The 13,754-nt window shown below is 35.5% G+C and carries 19 protein-coding genes; 9 read left to right on the top strand and 10 right to left on the bottom strand.

Features of this window, described 5'->3' with window-relative positions; genetic code table 11:
- The first annotated feature begins 224 nt into the window (after positions 1-224).
- Both XYLOR_RS11705 and XYLOR_RS11700 read left to right on the top strand, forming a co-directional pair.
- On the top strand, positions 225-440 hold the full coding sequence (locus XYLOR_RS11705) for a hypothetical protein (protein WP_036879785.1): 216 nt from the start codon (positions 225-227) through the stop codon (positions 438-440).
- Between the two features lie 205 nt (positions 441-645).
- Positions 646-1,590, top strand: coding sequence for an AraC family transcriptional regulator (locus XYLOR_RS11700; RefSeq protein ID WP_036879783.1), 945 nt, complete (start codon positions 646-648; stop codon positions 1,588-1,590).
- A gap of 358 nt (positions 1,591-1,948) precedes the next feature.
- On the opposite strand, the gene XYLOR_RS11695 is transcribed toward XYLOR_RS11700, so the two are convergent.
- The 10 genes from XYLOR_RS11695 to XYLOR_RS11655 all read right to left on the bottom strand — a co-directional run bounded on the left by XYLOR_RS11695 (position 1,949) and on the right by XYLOR_RS11655 (position 9,166).
- Positions 1,949-2,476: a hypothetical protein gene (locus XYLOR_RS11695; protein WP_036879781.1), complete on the bottom strand. Its 528-nt coding sequence runs from the start codon at positions 2,474-2,476 to the stop codon at positions 1,949-1,951.
- Entirely contained in the window at positions 2,463-3,179 is a 717-nt protein-coding gene (locus XYLOR_RS11690; protein WP_036879778.1) for an ImmA/IrrE family metallo-endopeptidase, read from the bottom strand. Before XYLOR_RS11690 ends, XYLOR_RS11695 begins: the two co-directional genes overlap by 14 nt.
- Positions 3,176-3,514, bottom strand: a complete 339-nt coding sequence (locus XYLOR_RS11685) for a helix-turn-helix transcriptional regulator (RefSeq protein WP_036879774.1) — start codon at positions 3,512-3,514, stop codon at positions 3,176-3,178. Before XYLOR_RS11685 ends, XYLOR_RS11690 begins: the two co-directional genes overlap by 4 nt.
- A gap of 145 nt (positions 3,515-3,659) precedes the next feature.
- Positions 3,660-3,830 (bottom strand): DUF1016 domain-containing protein, encoded by a 171-nt coding sequence (locus tag XYLOR_RS14070; RefSeq protein WP_245602009.1) that lies wholly within the window; start codon positions 3,828-3,830, stop codon positions 3,660-3,662.
- Positions 3,831-4,205: 375 nt separating this feature from the next.
- Positions 4,206-5,123: an ORF6N domain-containing protein gene (locus XYLOR_RS11680; protein ID WP_084608606.1), complete on the bottom strand. Its 918-nt coding sequence runs from the start codon at positions 5,121-5,123 to the stop codon at positions 4,206-4,208.
- A gap of 502 nt (positions 5,124-5,625) precedes the next feature.
- Positions 5,626-6,219, bottom strand: coding sequence for a hypothetical protein (locus XYLOR_RS11675; RefSeq protein WP_154655730.1), 594 nt, complete (start codon positions 6,217-6,219; stop codon positions 5,626-5,628).
- Positions 6,209-6,913 carry a DUF3800 domain-containing protein gene (locus tag XYLOR_RS11670; RefSeq protein WP_036879771.1) on the bottom strand — a complete coding sequence of 235 codons (705 nt, stop codon included), beginning with the start codon at positions 6,911-6,913 and terminating at the stop codon, positions 6,209-6,211. The genes XYLOR_RS11675 and XYLOR_RS11670 overlap by 11 nt, the downstream gene beginning before the upstream one ends.
- A gap of 91 nt (positions 6,914-7,004) precedes the next feature.
- On the bottom strand, positions 7,005-7,844 hold the full coding sequence (locus XYLOR_RS11665) for a hypothetical protein (RefSeq protein WP_036879768.1): 840 nt from the start codon (positions 7,842-7,844) through the stop codon (positions 7,005-7,007).
- 1 nt (position 7,845) lies between these two features.
- Positions 7,846-8,718 (bottom strand): hypothetical protein, encoded by an 873-nt coding sequence (locus tag XYLOR_RS11660; RefSeq protein ID WP_154655729.1) that lies wholly within the window; start codon positions 8,716-8,718, stop codon positions 7,846-7,848.
- A gap of 232 nt (positions 8,719-8,950) precedes the next feature.
- Positions 8,951-9,166 (bottom strand): helix-turn-helix domain-containing protein, encoded by a 216-nt coding sequence (locus XYLOR_RS11655; protein WP_036879762.1) that lies wholly within the window; start codon positions 9,164-9,166, stop codon positions 8,951-8,953.
- A gap of 463 nt (positions 9,167-9,629) precedes the next feature.
- Between XYLOR_RS11655 and XYLOR_RS11650 the strand changes: the two genes are divergently transcribed.
- From XYLOR_RS11650 to XYLOR_RS11625, 7 genes are all read left to right on the top strand, one after another.
- Entirely contained in the window at positions 9,630-10,103 is a 474-nt protein-coding gene (locus XYLOR_RS11650) for an HU family DNA-binding protein (RefSeq protein WP_036879760.1), read from the top strand.
- A gap of 43 nt (positions 10,104-10,146) precedes the next feature.
- Complete coding sequence (locus XYLOR_RS13845) at positions 10,147-10,254, top strand: smalltalk protein (protein ID WP_154655728.1); 108 nt, start codon at positions 10,147-10,149, stop codon at positions 10,252-10,254.
- Between the two features lie 458 nt (positions 10,255-10,712).
- Positions 10,713-11,024 carry an ATP-binding protein gene (locus tag XYLOR_RS11645; RefSeq protein WP_051508992.1) on the top strand — a complete coding sequence of 104 codons (312 nt, stop codon included), beginning with the start codon at positions 10,713-10,715 and terminating at the stop codon, positions 11,022-11,024.
- Positions 11,025-11,148: 124 nt separating this feature from the next.
- A complete protein-coding gene (locus XYLOR_RS11640; protein ID WP_211242079.1) occupies positions 11,149-11,415 on the top strand; it encodes a hypothetical protein in 267 nt (88 codons plus the stop codon).
- The gene (locus XYLOR_RS11635) at positions 11,405-11,977 is read left to right on the top strand and encodes an RNA polymerase sigma factor (RefSeq protein ID WP_036879755.1); all 573 of its coding nucleotides are present in this window, start codon (positions 11,405-11,407) and stop codon (positions 11,975-11,977) included. The genes XYLOR_RS11640 and XYLOR_RS11635 overlap by 11 nt, the downstream gene beginning before the upstream one ends.
- Positions 11,978-12,009: 32 nt before the next feature.
- Entirely contained in the window at positions 12,010-12,924 is a 915-nt protein-coding gene (locus XYLOR_RS11630) for a daunorubicin resistance protein DrrA family ABC transporter ATP-binding protein (RefSeq protein WP_036879752.1), read from the top strand.
- Positions 12,921-13,745 carry an ABC transporter permease gene (locus tag XYLOR_RS11625; protein ID WP_036879748.1) on the top strand — a complete coding sequence of 275 codons (825 nt, stop codon included), beginning with the start codon at positions 12,921-12,923 and terminating at the stop codon, positions 13,743-13,745. Before XYLOR_RS11630 ends, XYLOR_RS11625 begins: the two co-directional genes overlap by 4 nt.
- Positions 13,746-13,754: the final 9 nt, after the last annotated feature.

The following is a 13,754-nucleotide window of genomic DNA, read 5'->3' as shown; positions in this document are numbered from 1 at the left end:
ACCTTTTTCTTTTTTAGCGTAAGGATAGCGATAACATAGTGCAATCACCATCTGCGTCAGCCTGCGATATCGCGTCACAGCGTGTTTGCGTTTTTTCTTTTGGTTCCATTTTCTTTTATACTCACAAAAGAAAATAAACAGATAGGTCCCTGCCATTTGCAGAATAAAATAATAATAATAACTACCACTTTACCACTGCACGTTGTAAACAACTGATCATCAATATGATAAAGTTTTACGACAATCAATATAAATGCCACAAAACGTCACTCAAATACCACTCCGGAGCTATGCTCCGCCATCTCAAAAGCATAGCTTTTGAACTATTGGAGCTATGCTTTGACCATGTAAAAGCTATCTTCCTGAAAGTGAGAGCTATGCTCTTGAAAATAAAGACAAAAGTAGACGAAAATGGAAATAAAGTTTCATCTGCAAAGTAACCCTTTTTCACTTAAGCAAACGATTACCTTAAAGATGCAGAAATTCAATAAACTCTTTGTATCTTTGCATGATAACTCAATTTATATGATGAGCCATAATAGATAAACAGATTCTGTGGCTACACGTTAAAAATAAGATGAAATTCAGCAAGATCTGCAAAATAAAGCTGAGAAACATGATTTAACTTTGCAAAAATATTGTGTTATGGATTTTAAAGAACTGAGTAAAAAAGAATATACAGCCCGTATCAATCGGGTTATGGATTATATTAGTCAAAATATGGATCAGACGATTGATTTATCTTTAATGTCTGATATTGCGGCATTTTCTCCCTATCATTTTCATCGTATTTTTACTTTTATATTGGGTGAGACTCCCAATAATTTTCTATCACGTGTCAGGCTCGAGAAAGCAGCACAGCTCTTACAGGACCACCAAAAAGAATCCATCAGTGAGATCTGTTATCAGTGTGGGTTCGGGAACCTTTCTTCATTCAGCCGTGCATTCAAATCATTCTTTGGTATGAGTGCCAAGGAGTTCCGTCAGCAGAATAAAGCCATATATATTAAGGATGGAATTAGATATAGCAAGAATTGCAAACCAATTAGCAAGATTGGGAAAAACATTCAGAAAATAAATGAGCAATTTTGCACCGTCGAATTTAATCAATTAATAATTATGGACACAAAAATTGAAATTAAACGGATGCCTGAGCTCAATCTCATCTATTGTCGCCACATGGGTGCGTTCAATAAGATCGGGCAGGCTTATGAAAAATTATTTAAATGGGCGATTCCCCGTGAGTTAGTAACTTCCGAAACCAAAACAGTGACGGTCTATCGAGATGATCCTTCAATCACCAGTATCGACAAGGTACGTCAAGATGCTAGTATCATTGTCAGCAGCAACGTAAAGGTTGAGGGAGAAATCGGGAAATCAACGATCCCTGCGGGAAAGTATGCTGTCGGACATTTTGAGATTAAGGAAACAGAATTTGAACAGGCATGGAACACTATGTGTTCTTGGTTAACCGAAAGTGGTTATCAGCCTGGAGACGGATGCACATACGAGTTGTATCACAATGATTATAACGATCATCCGGAACATAAGTTCATTGTTGACATTTGCATTCCTGTAAAACCGCTTTAAGGCTCGGTACTAATGAAAGAATCCTTAATATTTATTGGGGATTCTTTTTGTGTACAAAAACGACTGGTTAAAAATAAAAAATCATAGATTGAATTTATTCTTTACAAAAAATGAATTATGGATCAGTGTATTACGTAAAATCAAACTAAATATTGATTTTAGAGTGGTAGCAGAGTGGTGTTTTGTGGTATTTCGGAGCACCTGAAAGTCCCATAAACACAGGGCAAGTGGTAAAGTGACATTTATTTATAAAAATATTCCTCTTTGAATGGTTTGAAGGGCACACTTTGGTAAACAATTATATTATAATAGAAAGGATTTCCCATCAAAAGATGAAGAGATCCTTACTATTTTTAATTTATATTTCGACCGGACAAGAATATTTGGATATGTCAACATCTGGTAATTTACTGCCTTTGCGAACAACCTTTTGAATAAACTCATCACACTCTTCCTTTGTCATTTTTTGGCGTACATAAGCGTAATAAAGGAAATCAAGCGTTGTCAGATAAGTAATATCATGTGAAACGCAATACTCTTTTATATCTCTAAGATTACTACTGCCTAATACATCTTTATTATCATAACAATATATCATGCAAGCACTTTCACCTTTACCCAATGTACGTAATAGCTGAGCATATTCGCACATCATACCCCCTGTAGGTTCAAATTTAATTTTTTGTAGTTTATCGGGCATGAATTTCGCAATATTATCAATGACCGTACGTGTTTGAGTGTTTTTGGCCAGCTCATCATAAACAACATCAAGTATCAAATACTGATATTCCGGAAATATATCGAACAATAATGTAGAGCTATCACCTTTAATAAAATGGATAACCACATCTGAATCAAGCACAATTTTGGTCTTATTCTTCGGCATTATAGTTCAATTTATTCAAAAGTTCAATATAGTGTCCTTCTGATATTTTACCTGCATCAAAAAGGTTACGTGCCTTTTCACCAAAATCACTAATAATCAAATTTTCATTGCCTGGTTCGTAAAGGGCTATATCATAACCATATTCACGAGCTGTCTGAATAACAGGAAGCTTAGCAAGTGAATCCTTAGCTGCTTTAGTTATCAAAGACAGGTCACATAGACGGTTAAGCAAGGCAGTACGTGATACGGAATAATAGTGTTCCAACTTAATAACCGATGCCAATGTAACGTTGCCTTTAGTCAATTCATCCTTTGTCAGCATTTGGACTATACCATCCTCCGGCATCAATAAAATGGAAGCAAACATATCTGCCTGCTTTTCTATTGGATTTTTATCTCCGTTATTTGAAATACATTTGTGAGGCATTGGATTATCTTCAATAAACAAATGATATAACTCATGTGCTATTGTGAAATGCTGTCTGCCTCGTGGCTGATTCGAATTAATCAGCATAAAGCGGTGACAAGATGAATCTTTTAAACTCATTCCTGAAAAGTTATCGGATAGAGGCCTGAATATAGTTAAGACCCTTAGTTTGAGTAAAAGACTTTTTAAATTGATTGCATCAGTATTGTCTAATCCTACCTCCTGACGAAACTTAACTACTAATTGTTCAATAAGTTTTTTCTGACCTGCTTTCATTTTACAGTTGCTAATTGATCCATTTTTAAATATGACTTCACAATATCCTTGAATTGACATATCTCTTTAAGATCTTTCTCACATAAACTATCCAAACGAAAAGCTGACGCAAGAATCATATCATCAACAGAAACCTCCTCTTCAAAAAAAACATAGAGTTCACATCCAAACAAATTGGATGCCTTTTCTAATAAATCAAAAGGCATTTCTCTTTCTCCACTTTCGTAATTGCTATAAGCAGAACGAGTTATACCAAGTGCAGAAGCAATTTCATCCTGAGTATAAGCAGAAACGTTCCTCAATTTATTTAAGTTCTTTCCGATAGTCTTGTTCATTTTTAATTGTTTGTTTATAAATGTTTTCGCGTGGCAAAATTAATCAATTATTCCAATAATAAATAAAAATGCCACACTTTTCATGTATATTTAACACTAAATACACAACATTTGGTCTTATTTGACGCAAAATAATGTTTTTAACTCAAAAAGATAATGGTACTGTCAATTCTAGTGCAGGTGTGTGATATAGGCTATAAATCATTTGGGGGTCTGCAAAAAGAGTTTCGTCTCCTACCTCTACTAGTGGAACCTGACGACCTACATAAGCAAAGCCCTGCCCAAGCTCGATTAGGAAACGAATGAAGTTGTTCACGGCCTTACCCTGACGCTCGTAAAGGTCGGTGTCTAGGAAGTTGAGTAATACGGCCCCACTCCATCCGTTCTCTACAGTCTTTTGCAGGTAAAAACGGCTTTATTTATATCTTTGCACGACGACATGATATATAGATGATGCCCCCACGGAACGGAGAAAAATACGTCTTCGCCTAATTTGCCAACAGCTTGTTGGCAAATTGCATCGTCCTGACTATAAAAAAGATACCATTGTTTTATATATTTTATTGGTATAAGAAAAACCTTTCATATCATAAATTACCATAGCTGGCAGTTACCGAGAAATTCTCGGTAACTGAACTTTCTTCAAGTTCGCCGGAATTGAATATATTCTTTAAATGTAATCCAATGCTGCTTAGTGTACTCCATTTATACGGTTAATGATTTCCATTGCTGTTATATCTCGCATCAGTGCAAAGCCAAACCACTTTTTCCCTAAATCCTTGATAGATGCTCCGATATGATAGACTTCATCATCAATGATTAAAAAACGGTCGTGTGAATTACGGAACTCATTGACGGTGATGGGCGGATATTGAGCGTTGTGGCGGGTTATATCCAATTGAAGTTGGCGGCTGATTTTGCCTGTATAAATAGTAGCAGCTACATTTATTTCCCTTTTATCTAGCATTGTCAAGACCGACTCATCTATATAGTTATCAATTAAGACGATAGAAGTCTTCGCTTTCTTAATTAAGTCTGATACAAATACATAGGCATCAAAGACTTGACCGTCATAGAATATACCTTGATTAACAGATTCTTTTATATCGAATTTCTGAAAAATCTCTTCAATTCGTTTATCCGATTCCTTTTGATGGTATTCAATGTCTTCAAGTCGCTTGAATACTTGTGCATTACCTGCTATAAAATGACGCATGGATACAAAAGCACGCATGATACGGATGTTTACTTCTATTGCTACATCTGAGTGAAGTACACTACTTAGCATAGCGATGCCTTGCTCGGTGAAGGCATAAGGCAGTTTACGAACGCCACCCCAGTTTGATATCGCAAATTGCGATTTCAAGTTTTGGAACTCATCATCATTAAGCTGAAACATAAAGTCAGCAGGGAATCGCTTTATATTTCTTTTTACTTGTTCATTAATGCGGCCTGTTCCTACTTTATATAATGAAGCTAAATCTCTATCCAATATGACTTGTTGTCCTCTAATTGTCAATATAAAAGATTCAATAGACTTTTCTATTGCCATCTGGTCACAATTTGCAACTGGTTGGATTTCTGCTTTGTTATTTTTGTTTTCGTTCATTGTCAAATACTCTTAATCTACCAATCCCAACTCTTTTAGAGAACCCTCGATCTCCACATCAAACTCTGCTCGTTTAGATTCAAGGCTCTTAATTTCACTCATAACAGCTTTGATGTCGATAGATTCTTCCTCTTCAAAGGTATCTACATAGCAAGGTGTATTGAATTAGAATTATATTTAGTTTTGCAAAAATACTTAAATTTTATCAATTTATTAAATTTAAAATGGAAAATAAATGATTTGCAAACAATTTTTTTAGCATCGACAATAGCCTGAGCTTTCTTCATAGAAATAGCACTAGTTATTTTTCAACCAGGTTAAGGGTTTTCACCAAGTTGTTTGCATAATGATAAACGCTGTTTGATATATGTTGTTATCTAGCTCAGATTATGTTATTTAATATTATATAAAGTTAAATATCGCACTAAAAAACTAGAATATTTTGATTATCCAATAATAGTGAATACCTTTGTGTCATCTCAGCAACCATGTGTTGAAGGAGTTACGGGAGCGAACTTTTGTTCGCTCTTTGCTTTTTTATGTTATCCTGTATCATTTTTACGAGTTCATCAGGTGTGTTAACACTCTTCCCATCAGTCGAATCTTTCCATTCATTATACTCATTAAGTTTCTTTCTCGTTGAATTTGAATATTTAGACATAAAAGCTGTCCAAAGCAGAACATACGTTTCTCGGACCTCTAATATGATAAAGTAATCATCTTCTACTTCTTCAGAACATTCCAACCAAATACAGATTCTATTTTCTGACCTAATACGAGATTGTCTCCAGAATTTCAAGTTCCAATTTTGCACATTTCCAATAACAGGTTTAGCCCATGGCATACATTCACACCTTCGCAAATCGGGTGTTCTCTCGTTTTCTTCTTCTCCCTCATGGGTCATATGATAGAATGTATAAGCCCTTTCTTGAAACTTTGGATTGATTTTCATACCTAGAACATGAGAACCAAATTTAGTTTTATGCCTAATGAAATCATTTTCAAATATTTGATAGACAGCATCTATAAATTTATGATAATCACCAGAATAATCTTCCAAATAGATTTTTGATGGAAGTTTTATTTTATTTTCCATAACAACCATTCCAAATAAAGACATTAAACTTGGATTCTCGATACAGAGTGCTTGATGTTAGATTATAGCCGCTTCGTAATTTGATGCGCTCTATTAATTTGAGTTTTGCTTCACTCGTAACCTTCTCACGATGAAGATACGAGATTGCTCCAATTAACAGGTCGGCAAGTGCCACCAATTCTACTTCGTGTGAACGAACTTGTTGCACTTTCTTTATCATCTCGCATTTAAAATCATAGTTGCTATTACATAAAACCTCATGTAATTTATCTACTTTTTTTTGACCACGAGTGTCTTTTATGTCAAGGAATATATTATATTCACAACTTGGTTCGAATATAGTTTTAAGCATGTCGAAATAGAGTTTGTAATAGAACTCATCATGCGTTTGATGAAACTGTTCATGATTTAGCTCTTTTTTGTCTGGTACTACAATAACACGAAAATGAAGGTCGCTATTGTCAAAAAAGTAATTGATAATATCCATATAGAAAGATAACTGACCTGGTGAGACCTTGTTCCATTTAATTTCAAACTTTGGAGACAATTTATGCTCTTCTTTAATTTCTCGAATACGTTTGAATATCTCATCTTTCTTATTCTCAGGACACCAAACGCCACCAATGGTCATGGCTTTCTCACCATCATGTTCAAGATGGCAGCTTTCATCACAATAGATATTATATGTTGTCATAACTCTTTATTTACTTGTTATTATTCTGTCTGTTTTATCTTCCCCATAAAAATATTGAGGATCCTCAATAAATATTTTTTGCTCTATATTTTTACATGGATCGTCCTTGTAAATCCACGTTAGTTGGAGTTTTAAATTTATCGTTTAATCTTTTATTTTCTTGATTTAAATATTCTTGTGTTATTTTTCTAATCTTCTCAAGATAGTTAGGACAGCATTTATCTATGTAATATGCCGCTGCTTGTGAGAGATTTACGTCATCAGATAATTTATTATTGATTACATGTTTTCTGATAGCATTTACGAATGTATCAGAGGCATCATTTTTTTTAATATATAAACAATAGTCTTCAAAGGATTTGTTATCAGAGTTCATCAATGATGCAACAACTAATTTAATATCTTCAATTAGTTGAGAATATTCTTTGAAAATATTTTTGCGCTGAGAATGGAAAACTGATCGAAAAGATGTGTTTTCATTTCCAAGAAACGCAACACACGTATCAGTTTTAGCTAAATCTGATAAGTATTTTTTTGTTAAAGAAAAAGCTTTGTATTTATCAAATAGCATTATATTCAGAACTTCAACTATTTCATTTGTATCATATGAAAATACATTTGCAATACATGCCTCTCGCATCTTGCTTAACCATTCTTTTTGTAGTTGATACTCAATAGTTGTAAGTTGTAGCTCGCGATTTGTTTTGTTCTCTTCATGATTTTGATTAAGTTGTTTATATAAAATAAAAACAGCCATCAGAGATGAAAAGATTGAGCCTATATAACTTCCCCAAAAAGAAAGCCATACTTCATCGTCGCCTACAATTGAATATAAAGCAGGTAAATTTAATATCCAATTTAGGATTAGTGGAATAAGTATTATTACTCCAAAAATAAACCAAATCCATTTATTTCTTAATAGATTTTCCATGTTATTCAAATTTCATATTTTTATAAGTTAATATAAATTCTGACAACTCTTGATTATATGTCTTTATATATCTATCGAATATTACCTGTACAATTGAGGCGACCCAATATTGCGAATCAGTTTCTAGGACAACACCCATTTCTAAAGCCTCTATATAGTCGGAAGAAGAATAATATTCAGGGTGCAAAATATAAATATAGGCAAAATGATAGCATAAAGCTATTTGAAGGTTCTCAAATAAATCATCAAGAGCTTTTATCTTAATTTTATTATCAAATGATTCATTGATATTAAGTACAAAGTTATCCCAAGAGTTATAGTGCATGTTATCATTACAGATCTCTTTTCTTTCTTTACTTTTAATATCCGTAATTATTTTAAATAAATTGTCATTGAGTTCTTTCAATGCATTGTTTATATCCTCATAAGTTCTAACCTGCCCTTTATTATTATGAGACCGTGAATCATATAGATGCTGTTGGGCATATGTCCATGCTCGTACAACACTATTATTCCATAAATCCTTTAGATTTTTATTATCTTCTAAAAAACTATTCTCTTCTTTTTTTGTAAGAATTGATTGGTAAATATCAGTAGTTACAGCATCGTAATATTTACGAGCTAAAGCAAATGCATCATTTAATCTTCCGATGTAAACGAGAATCTTGATTGATTCTATTGAACCCTGCATCGATGCATATATTTTGTTTACAATAGAAAGCTTTTGTGTTAAAAGTAATCCATCGGCATGTCCTAAGGAATTATCAGATAATAATTCATAAAAAGATTCTAAATCTGATAAGAGTGTAAAGATCCTATGATTGTAATAATCATAGCCAAGACCTCGAGCATCGAGGACAAATGTATCTTTCATTATTGTATATTCCATTTAAAGTTAAACAAGACTGTTTGCTCCACCTTTTGGTCATGATTATTTTCTTTCGGCTTTCAAGAGCATCTTTTATAATATTAGAAATCATATTAGTCGGTTTGTATACATTGCGAAGACGATGTGTTAGGTTTGCTGTATCGTCGGCTGGTAGTCTACGAGTTAAAGCATTTGCTAAATATTTAGCCTGATAGGAAGTAATATTCAAACCCATTTATTATTTTGTCTTTATCCGTTCATCTTTATCGGTAATAAGATCTTTCATATCGACCGACAATATTTCTCCTATTTTAAACAATGTGTCGAGACTGGGCTGGAGTCTATTGCAAGCATAGGCATTAACGGTGCTGAAACTCTTACAAAGTTTCTTTGATAACCACATCTGTGATATTCCTTTGTCGTCTAAGACTTCTTTAATTTTATTCAATCTCATGCCATTTTTTATGTATGCTACAAAAATAGCGAATTAAATGCGATATAGAGAATGAAAATCATTGAATGTGGGCATTTAAATACATATTTAACATTAGAATAAATAATTGAGCGTATTTTGAATCAAAAAAACAGGGAAATAAGAACTCTCATATTTCAATTATTCCTATAAATTATCAGTTATGAAGTTACACAATTTGAACAAACATTATCGTGCCGAACATTTTTAACGTTGATTATCTAGTATGTTTTACCTCTGATATAGCATCACTTTGCATTTTGGATTACTGCTGCGGGGCATATCGTTGCAACCTACTGCTAAATGTATTACCTTTGCACTCGCAATCAAGAAACAAACATCTGATTGCAGTAGCGTTCAGGAAACTCCTGAGCCATAGTGATCTCAGTTAAGCGCTTAGCAGAATCACCGTGATTGTTTAACCATTTAACGAAAGGATTGTAATATGCCTATTCTTTACAAATTAGCAAAAGACAACCGAAAGGCCAGCCGGACAGCCGGACAGTTCTTCGCCCGTGCCATAGTCACTAATGTGATGGACACAGAGGGACTTGCTGAAATAATGCAACGTAACTGTACAGTGAAAAAGAGCGATATTCTAGCCGTTCTTACAGAACTGGTAGAGACGATGACAGACCAGTTGCAGAACTCAACAAGAGTGAAACTCAACGGTTTTGGAAGTTTCAAGATTGGAATAAAAGGTACAGGAAGTCAGACCATCGACACCTACTCGGTAGGTAAGAACGTAAAAGGTCTTCGTGTCAACTTCAGCCCTGAAACCAAGAAGGATGCATCTGGTACAAGAACCAAAAAGTTCTTGAGCAACGCCACAGTGCAGGAAGCTCCTAAGAATGCCATCGTCGGTGAGAAAGAAACTGCGAAAGCTAAGGCCGGTGGTTCTCCATCTGCGAAATCCTAACAAGGACTGCCTAGAATAGGCAGTTACAGGAAAGGAGGACACAATGTCAAAGATTTCATCCACAAACTGGGGTAAACTGATAAAGGTAATTATAACTGTACTCAGTGCTCTGGCAGGACTAATAACTGGTACAGCGGTAGCAGCTAATTAAAACCAAGAGGAATGTCTGTAACGGCATCTGCGAATAATAATAGCAGATGCCGTTATTATTTTGTAAAATGAGATGTTATTTATCTTTTCAACCTTAAAAACGAATATACTTGTACGGGATTGTTGATGCTCAATGATAGTTTCTTTTTCGAGAAATATTGCTATCTGTAATAGCATGTTTTTTCATCTGATCATTAAATAATTTGAGAAAATCATCTACAAGACAATAAATTTCTGTAATTTTGTCATCGGTAAACATAGCGGTATTTATTTGTTAATTTATAAGTACAATATTCATAATAATAAGTGAGATAAGCAATTGATCCGTAAAAAGAATTTAAGGAAATGATAAATCTATTGCAAATAATGATATAAATTCGCGATTCATTAAAATATTTTCCGCTCTCATTTGTCTTAACCTATAGAAAGCTATTTATAATATAAAAAATAATAGGACAAATGATACAATTTTATTTTGCTGTAGGTGCTGCATTCGTTATTTATCTGGTAACGGACTTATTAAGGAAAAAGAAAAAAACTAATAGAATAATATCTATCGACGATAAGAAGTGCGCTCGATGTAACAGCTGTGTTACACACTGTACAAACGGTGTACTCAAAATGGAACCTGAAGAAGGAAGGGATATGCATGTAGTTGTGAAAAAACCATACCAATGTACGGCATGCGAACATTGCATAAAAAGTTGTAACTTTGGAGCCATCAAACTGGTTGATAAGATACAGTTATCTTCAACGCAAAAAACAATTTGATAATAAACATTAATACACATACATTATGAAATCTTATTTTAAACATTCACTTTGGCATTTTTTAGGCTTCTGGGTTTTTGCCGCCGTATTTTCTGCTATTGTTATGTTGCTTTGGAATTGGTTGATGCCAACTATTTTCGGGCTTTCATGCATTAGCCTTTGGCAGGCATTCGGTCTGTTGGTCCTTTCGCGCCTTCTGTTCGGAACTTTTCCAAGCGGTTGGATGGCAAGAAAAGAGATGGGCAGATATCACAGACATCCCTTGTATGAGAAATGGGCCGGGATGAACGAGAAAGAACGTGAAGAATTTATTAAAAACAGACACCGCGGTTTCCACGGTTATCCTTTTGGGCAGGGACATTCCCATAGCGAGAACAACAGTGAGCAATAACTCGAATCAAAAGAATCTGAAAGAGTGGATTGCAAAATACACCCCGAGGTTAAAATCGTTTATTAGAGGGCAGATATCAAGTCGTGATGATGCGGATGATATTTTGCAGGATGTGTTTTATCAATTGGCAAAAAAGGTGGATAATGCCATGAACCCGATTGAAAACATTTCTGCATGGTTGTATCGTGTCACTCAAAATAGGATCATCAATGCCGAAACAAAAAAGAAGGAAGTAAGGATGCCGGTGTTTCAGGAAGATGAAGACGAAAATGTGCTGGAAGAAATATCGGGTCTGCTGTTTCACGAAGTGAAAGACGAAGACTCTCCGGAAACGAAATATCTGCGTTCACTGGTATGGACGGAACTTGAAAACGCATTGGCAGAATTACCTGCCGAACAACGTGAGATTTTTGAGCTGACGGAGCTGGACGGCGTTCCTGTGAAAGAGATTTCGAAAACCATCGGCGTACCGGTCAATACTTTGCTTTCGCGCAAACATTACGCAATCGTTTATCTGCGGAAGCGTTTGCAAACGATCTACAACGATTTGATCTCCACATAAAAACAAAAGATAATAAAATTAAAACAATAAAGATGAATAGTATCGAAGTTAAAAACTTTACAAAGAAATTCGGTGATTTCACAGCGGTCGACAATATATCATTCGAAGTGGAAGAAGGGAGTATCTTCGGGTTCCTTGGTCCCAACGGAGCAGGTAAGAGTACCACGATCAACACGCTATGCACCATTCAGGAGAAAACATCGGGCGACATGAAAATAAATGGGTTCGACGTAAGCACGCAGATGGCTCAGGTAAGAAACAACATAGGTATTGTCTTTCAGGAGCCTACGCTTGATGAAAAGCTTACCATTGAAGAGAACCTGAAACTGCATTGCGATTTTTACAACGTACCGAAGAAAGAAGTAAAATCCCGTATCGACTTTGTACTCGATCTGGTCGACCTTGAACAAAGGCGCAATTCGCCGGTCAAGAATCTTTCGGGAGGCATGAAACGCCGTGCCGAGATTGCCCGCGGTTTGGTGCACTTCCCCAAAGTCTTGTTTTTGGACGAACCCACTACCGGTCTCGATCCGCAAACACGCTCCAACGTGTGGGAATATATTTACAAACTGCAAAAAGAAAAGAAAATTACCATCTTTCTGACCACGCACTATATGGAAGAGGCAGAGATCTGCAATAAAATCGCTATTATCGACAAAGGAAAAATCATTGCTTTCGACACCCCGTTCAACCTAAAAAAACAATACACGTCAACCGTCATGAGACTGGAATCGGATCAACCCGAAGTGATTATCGGTTTTCTCGATGATCATCACATGAAATATAAAAAGGATGGCGATTTAGTGATGGTCTACATCAATGATTACGATGATTTTCTGCAAATCCTGTCCGCCAACAAACAGTATATCAAAGACCTTGAAGTCAAGAAAGGATCACTCAACGACGTATTTTTAAACATCACAGGAAAGGAGATCAGAGAATCATGAGAGCCATTTTAGCCATTATAAATAGAAACTTATTGAAACTTGTGCGCGATAGAATGCGCCTGTTTATGAATCTGTTCATGTCTGTTATCATGCTTTTTGTCTTTTCATTTGTAATGAAGAGCACTGCTGTGGGCATTGCCAATCCTATGAATTATTTGATTGCGGGTATCATCATCATGACCGTTTTCCAAATTGCCTTGAATAACTCCATGGATATCCTCGATGATATCTCAAGCGGTTTTATGAAAGAAATTCTGGTAGCGCCCATCTCTCGTTGGCAGATAGCCATCGGGCATATGTTGTCGTCTACCGTTATATCTGTTATTCAGGGACTTATTATCGTAATCGTCGGTCTGTTTATGGGACTAGACCTTGATGCAGTCCACGGACTCGGTATGGTTCTCATTATGATTTTAGCCGGACTCACATTCAGTGCTTTGGGATTATATCTGGCAACAGTTACACGCGAATCGAGCAATTTTCAGCTGCTGGTCACCATCATATCATTCCCCCTCACGTTCTTGTCAGGAGCCTACATTCCGACATTTGCGTTACCCAAATTTATGCTTCCCATCGTCCTTGTAAATCCCCTGACATACACCACAGCTCTGTTTCGGGAAGTAACATTGAAAATGGATCATTTATCGGTGGCAGGAATGGTGAAAAATGGCATAGCGTTTCAGGTGGGCAGTTTCACAATCATGCCGTGGATGAGCTTGATCATAATTCTGGTTATTTGTATTATCTTCCTAATGCTAAGCGTACAGCAATTTTCGAAAGCCGATTTTTCAAGAATCAAAATATTCAAGCACGGGCATTAATCATTCAAC

The organism is Xylanibacter oryzae DSM 17970 (genome assembly GCF_000585355.1).
Classification (GTDB): domain Bacteria; phylum Bacteroidota; class Bacteroidia; order Bacteroidales; family Bacteroidaceae; genus Prevotella; species Prevotella oryzae.
Note: the sequence above shows the minus strand (reverse complement) of the source record. Positions and strands in the feature narration are given on the sequence as shown.

What these genes read in the sequence shown, in the direction of transcription:
- XYLOR_RS11650 (WP_036879760.1), top strand. Translation starts at nt 9,630, where the DNA reads ATGCCTATTCTTTACAAATTAGCAAAAGACAACCGAAAGGCCAGCCGG.
- XYLOR_RS11675 (WP_154655730.1), bottom strand. Translation starts at nt 6,219, where the DNA reads ATGGAAAATAAAATAAAACTTCCATCAAAAATCTATTTGGAAGATTAT.
- XYLOR_RS11630 (WP_036879752.1), top strand. Translation starts at nt 12,010, where the DNA reads ATGAATAGTATCGAAGTTAAAAACTTTACAAAGAAATTCGGTGATTTC.
- XYLOR_RS11625 (WP_036879748.1), top strand. Translation starts at nt 12,921, where the DNA reads ATGAGAGCCATTTTAGCCATTATAAATAGAAACTTATTGAAACTTGTG.
- XYLOR_RS11705 (WP_036879785.1), top strand. Translation starts at nt 225, where the DNA reads ATGATAAAGTTTTACGACAATCAATATAAATGCCACAAAACGTCACTC.
- XYLOR_RS11680 (WP_084608606.1), bottom strand. Translation starts at nt 5,123, where the DNA reads ATGAACGAAAACAAAAATAACAAAGCAGAAATCCAACCAGTTGCAAAT.
- XYLOR_RS13845 (WP_154655728.1), top strand. Translation starts at nt 10,147, where the DNA reads ATGTCAAAGATTTCATCCACAAACTGGGGTAAACTGATAAAGGTAATT.
- XYLOR_RS11690 (WP_036879778.1), bottom strand. Translation starts at nt 3,179, where the DNA reads ATGAAAGCAGGTCAGAAAAAACTTATTGAACAATTAGTAGTTAAGTTT.
- XYLOR_RS11670 (WP_036879771.1), bottom strand. Translation starts at nt 6,913, where the DNA reads ATGACAACATATAATATCTATTGTGATGAAAGCTGCCATCTTGAACAT.
- XYLOR_RS11640 (WP_211242079.1), top strand. Translation starts at nt 11,149, where the DNA reads ATGCCAACTATTTTCGGGCTTTCATGCATTAGCCTTTGGCAGGCATTC.
- XYLOR_RS11665 (WP_036879768.1), bottom strand. Translation starts at nt 7,844, where the DNA reads ATGGAAAATCTATTAAGAAATAAATGGATTTGGTTTATTTTTGGAGTA.
- XYLOR_RS11660 (WP_154655729.1), bottom strand. Translation starts at nt 8,718, where the DNA reads ATGAAAGATACATTTGTCCTCGATGCTCGAGGTCTTGGCTATGATTAT.
- XYLOR_RS11700 (WP_036879783.1), top strand. Translation starts at nt 646, where the DNA reads ATGGATTTTAAAGAACTGAGTAAAAAAGAATATACAGCCCGTATCAAT.
- XYLOR_RS11685 (WP_036879774.1), bottom strand. Translation starts at nt 3,514, where the DNA reads ATGAACAAGACTATCGGAAAGAACTTAAATAAATTGAGGAACGTTTCT.
- XYLOR_RS11695 (WP_036879781.1), bottom strand. Translation starts at nt 2,476, where the DNA reads ATGCCGAAGAATAAGACCAAAATTGTGCTTGATTCAGATGTGGTTATC.
- XYLOR_RS11655 (WP_036879762.1), bottom strand. Translation starts at nt 9,166, where the DNA reads ATGAGATTGAATAAAATTAAAGAAGTCTTAGACGACAAAGGAATATCA.
- XYLOR_RS11645 (WP_051508992.1), top strand. Translation starts at nt 10,713, where the DNA reads ATGATACAATTTTATTTTGCTGTAGGTGCTGCATTCGTTATTTATCTG.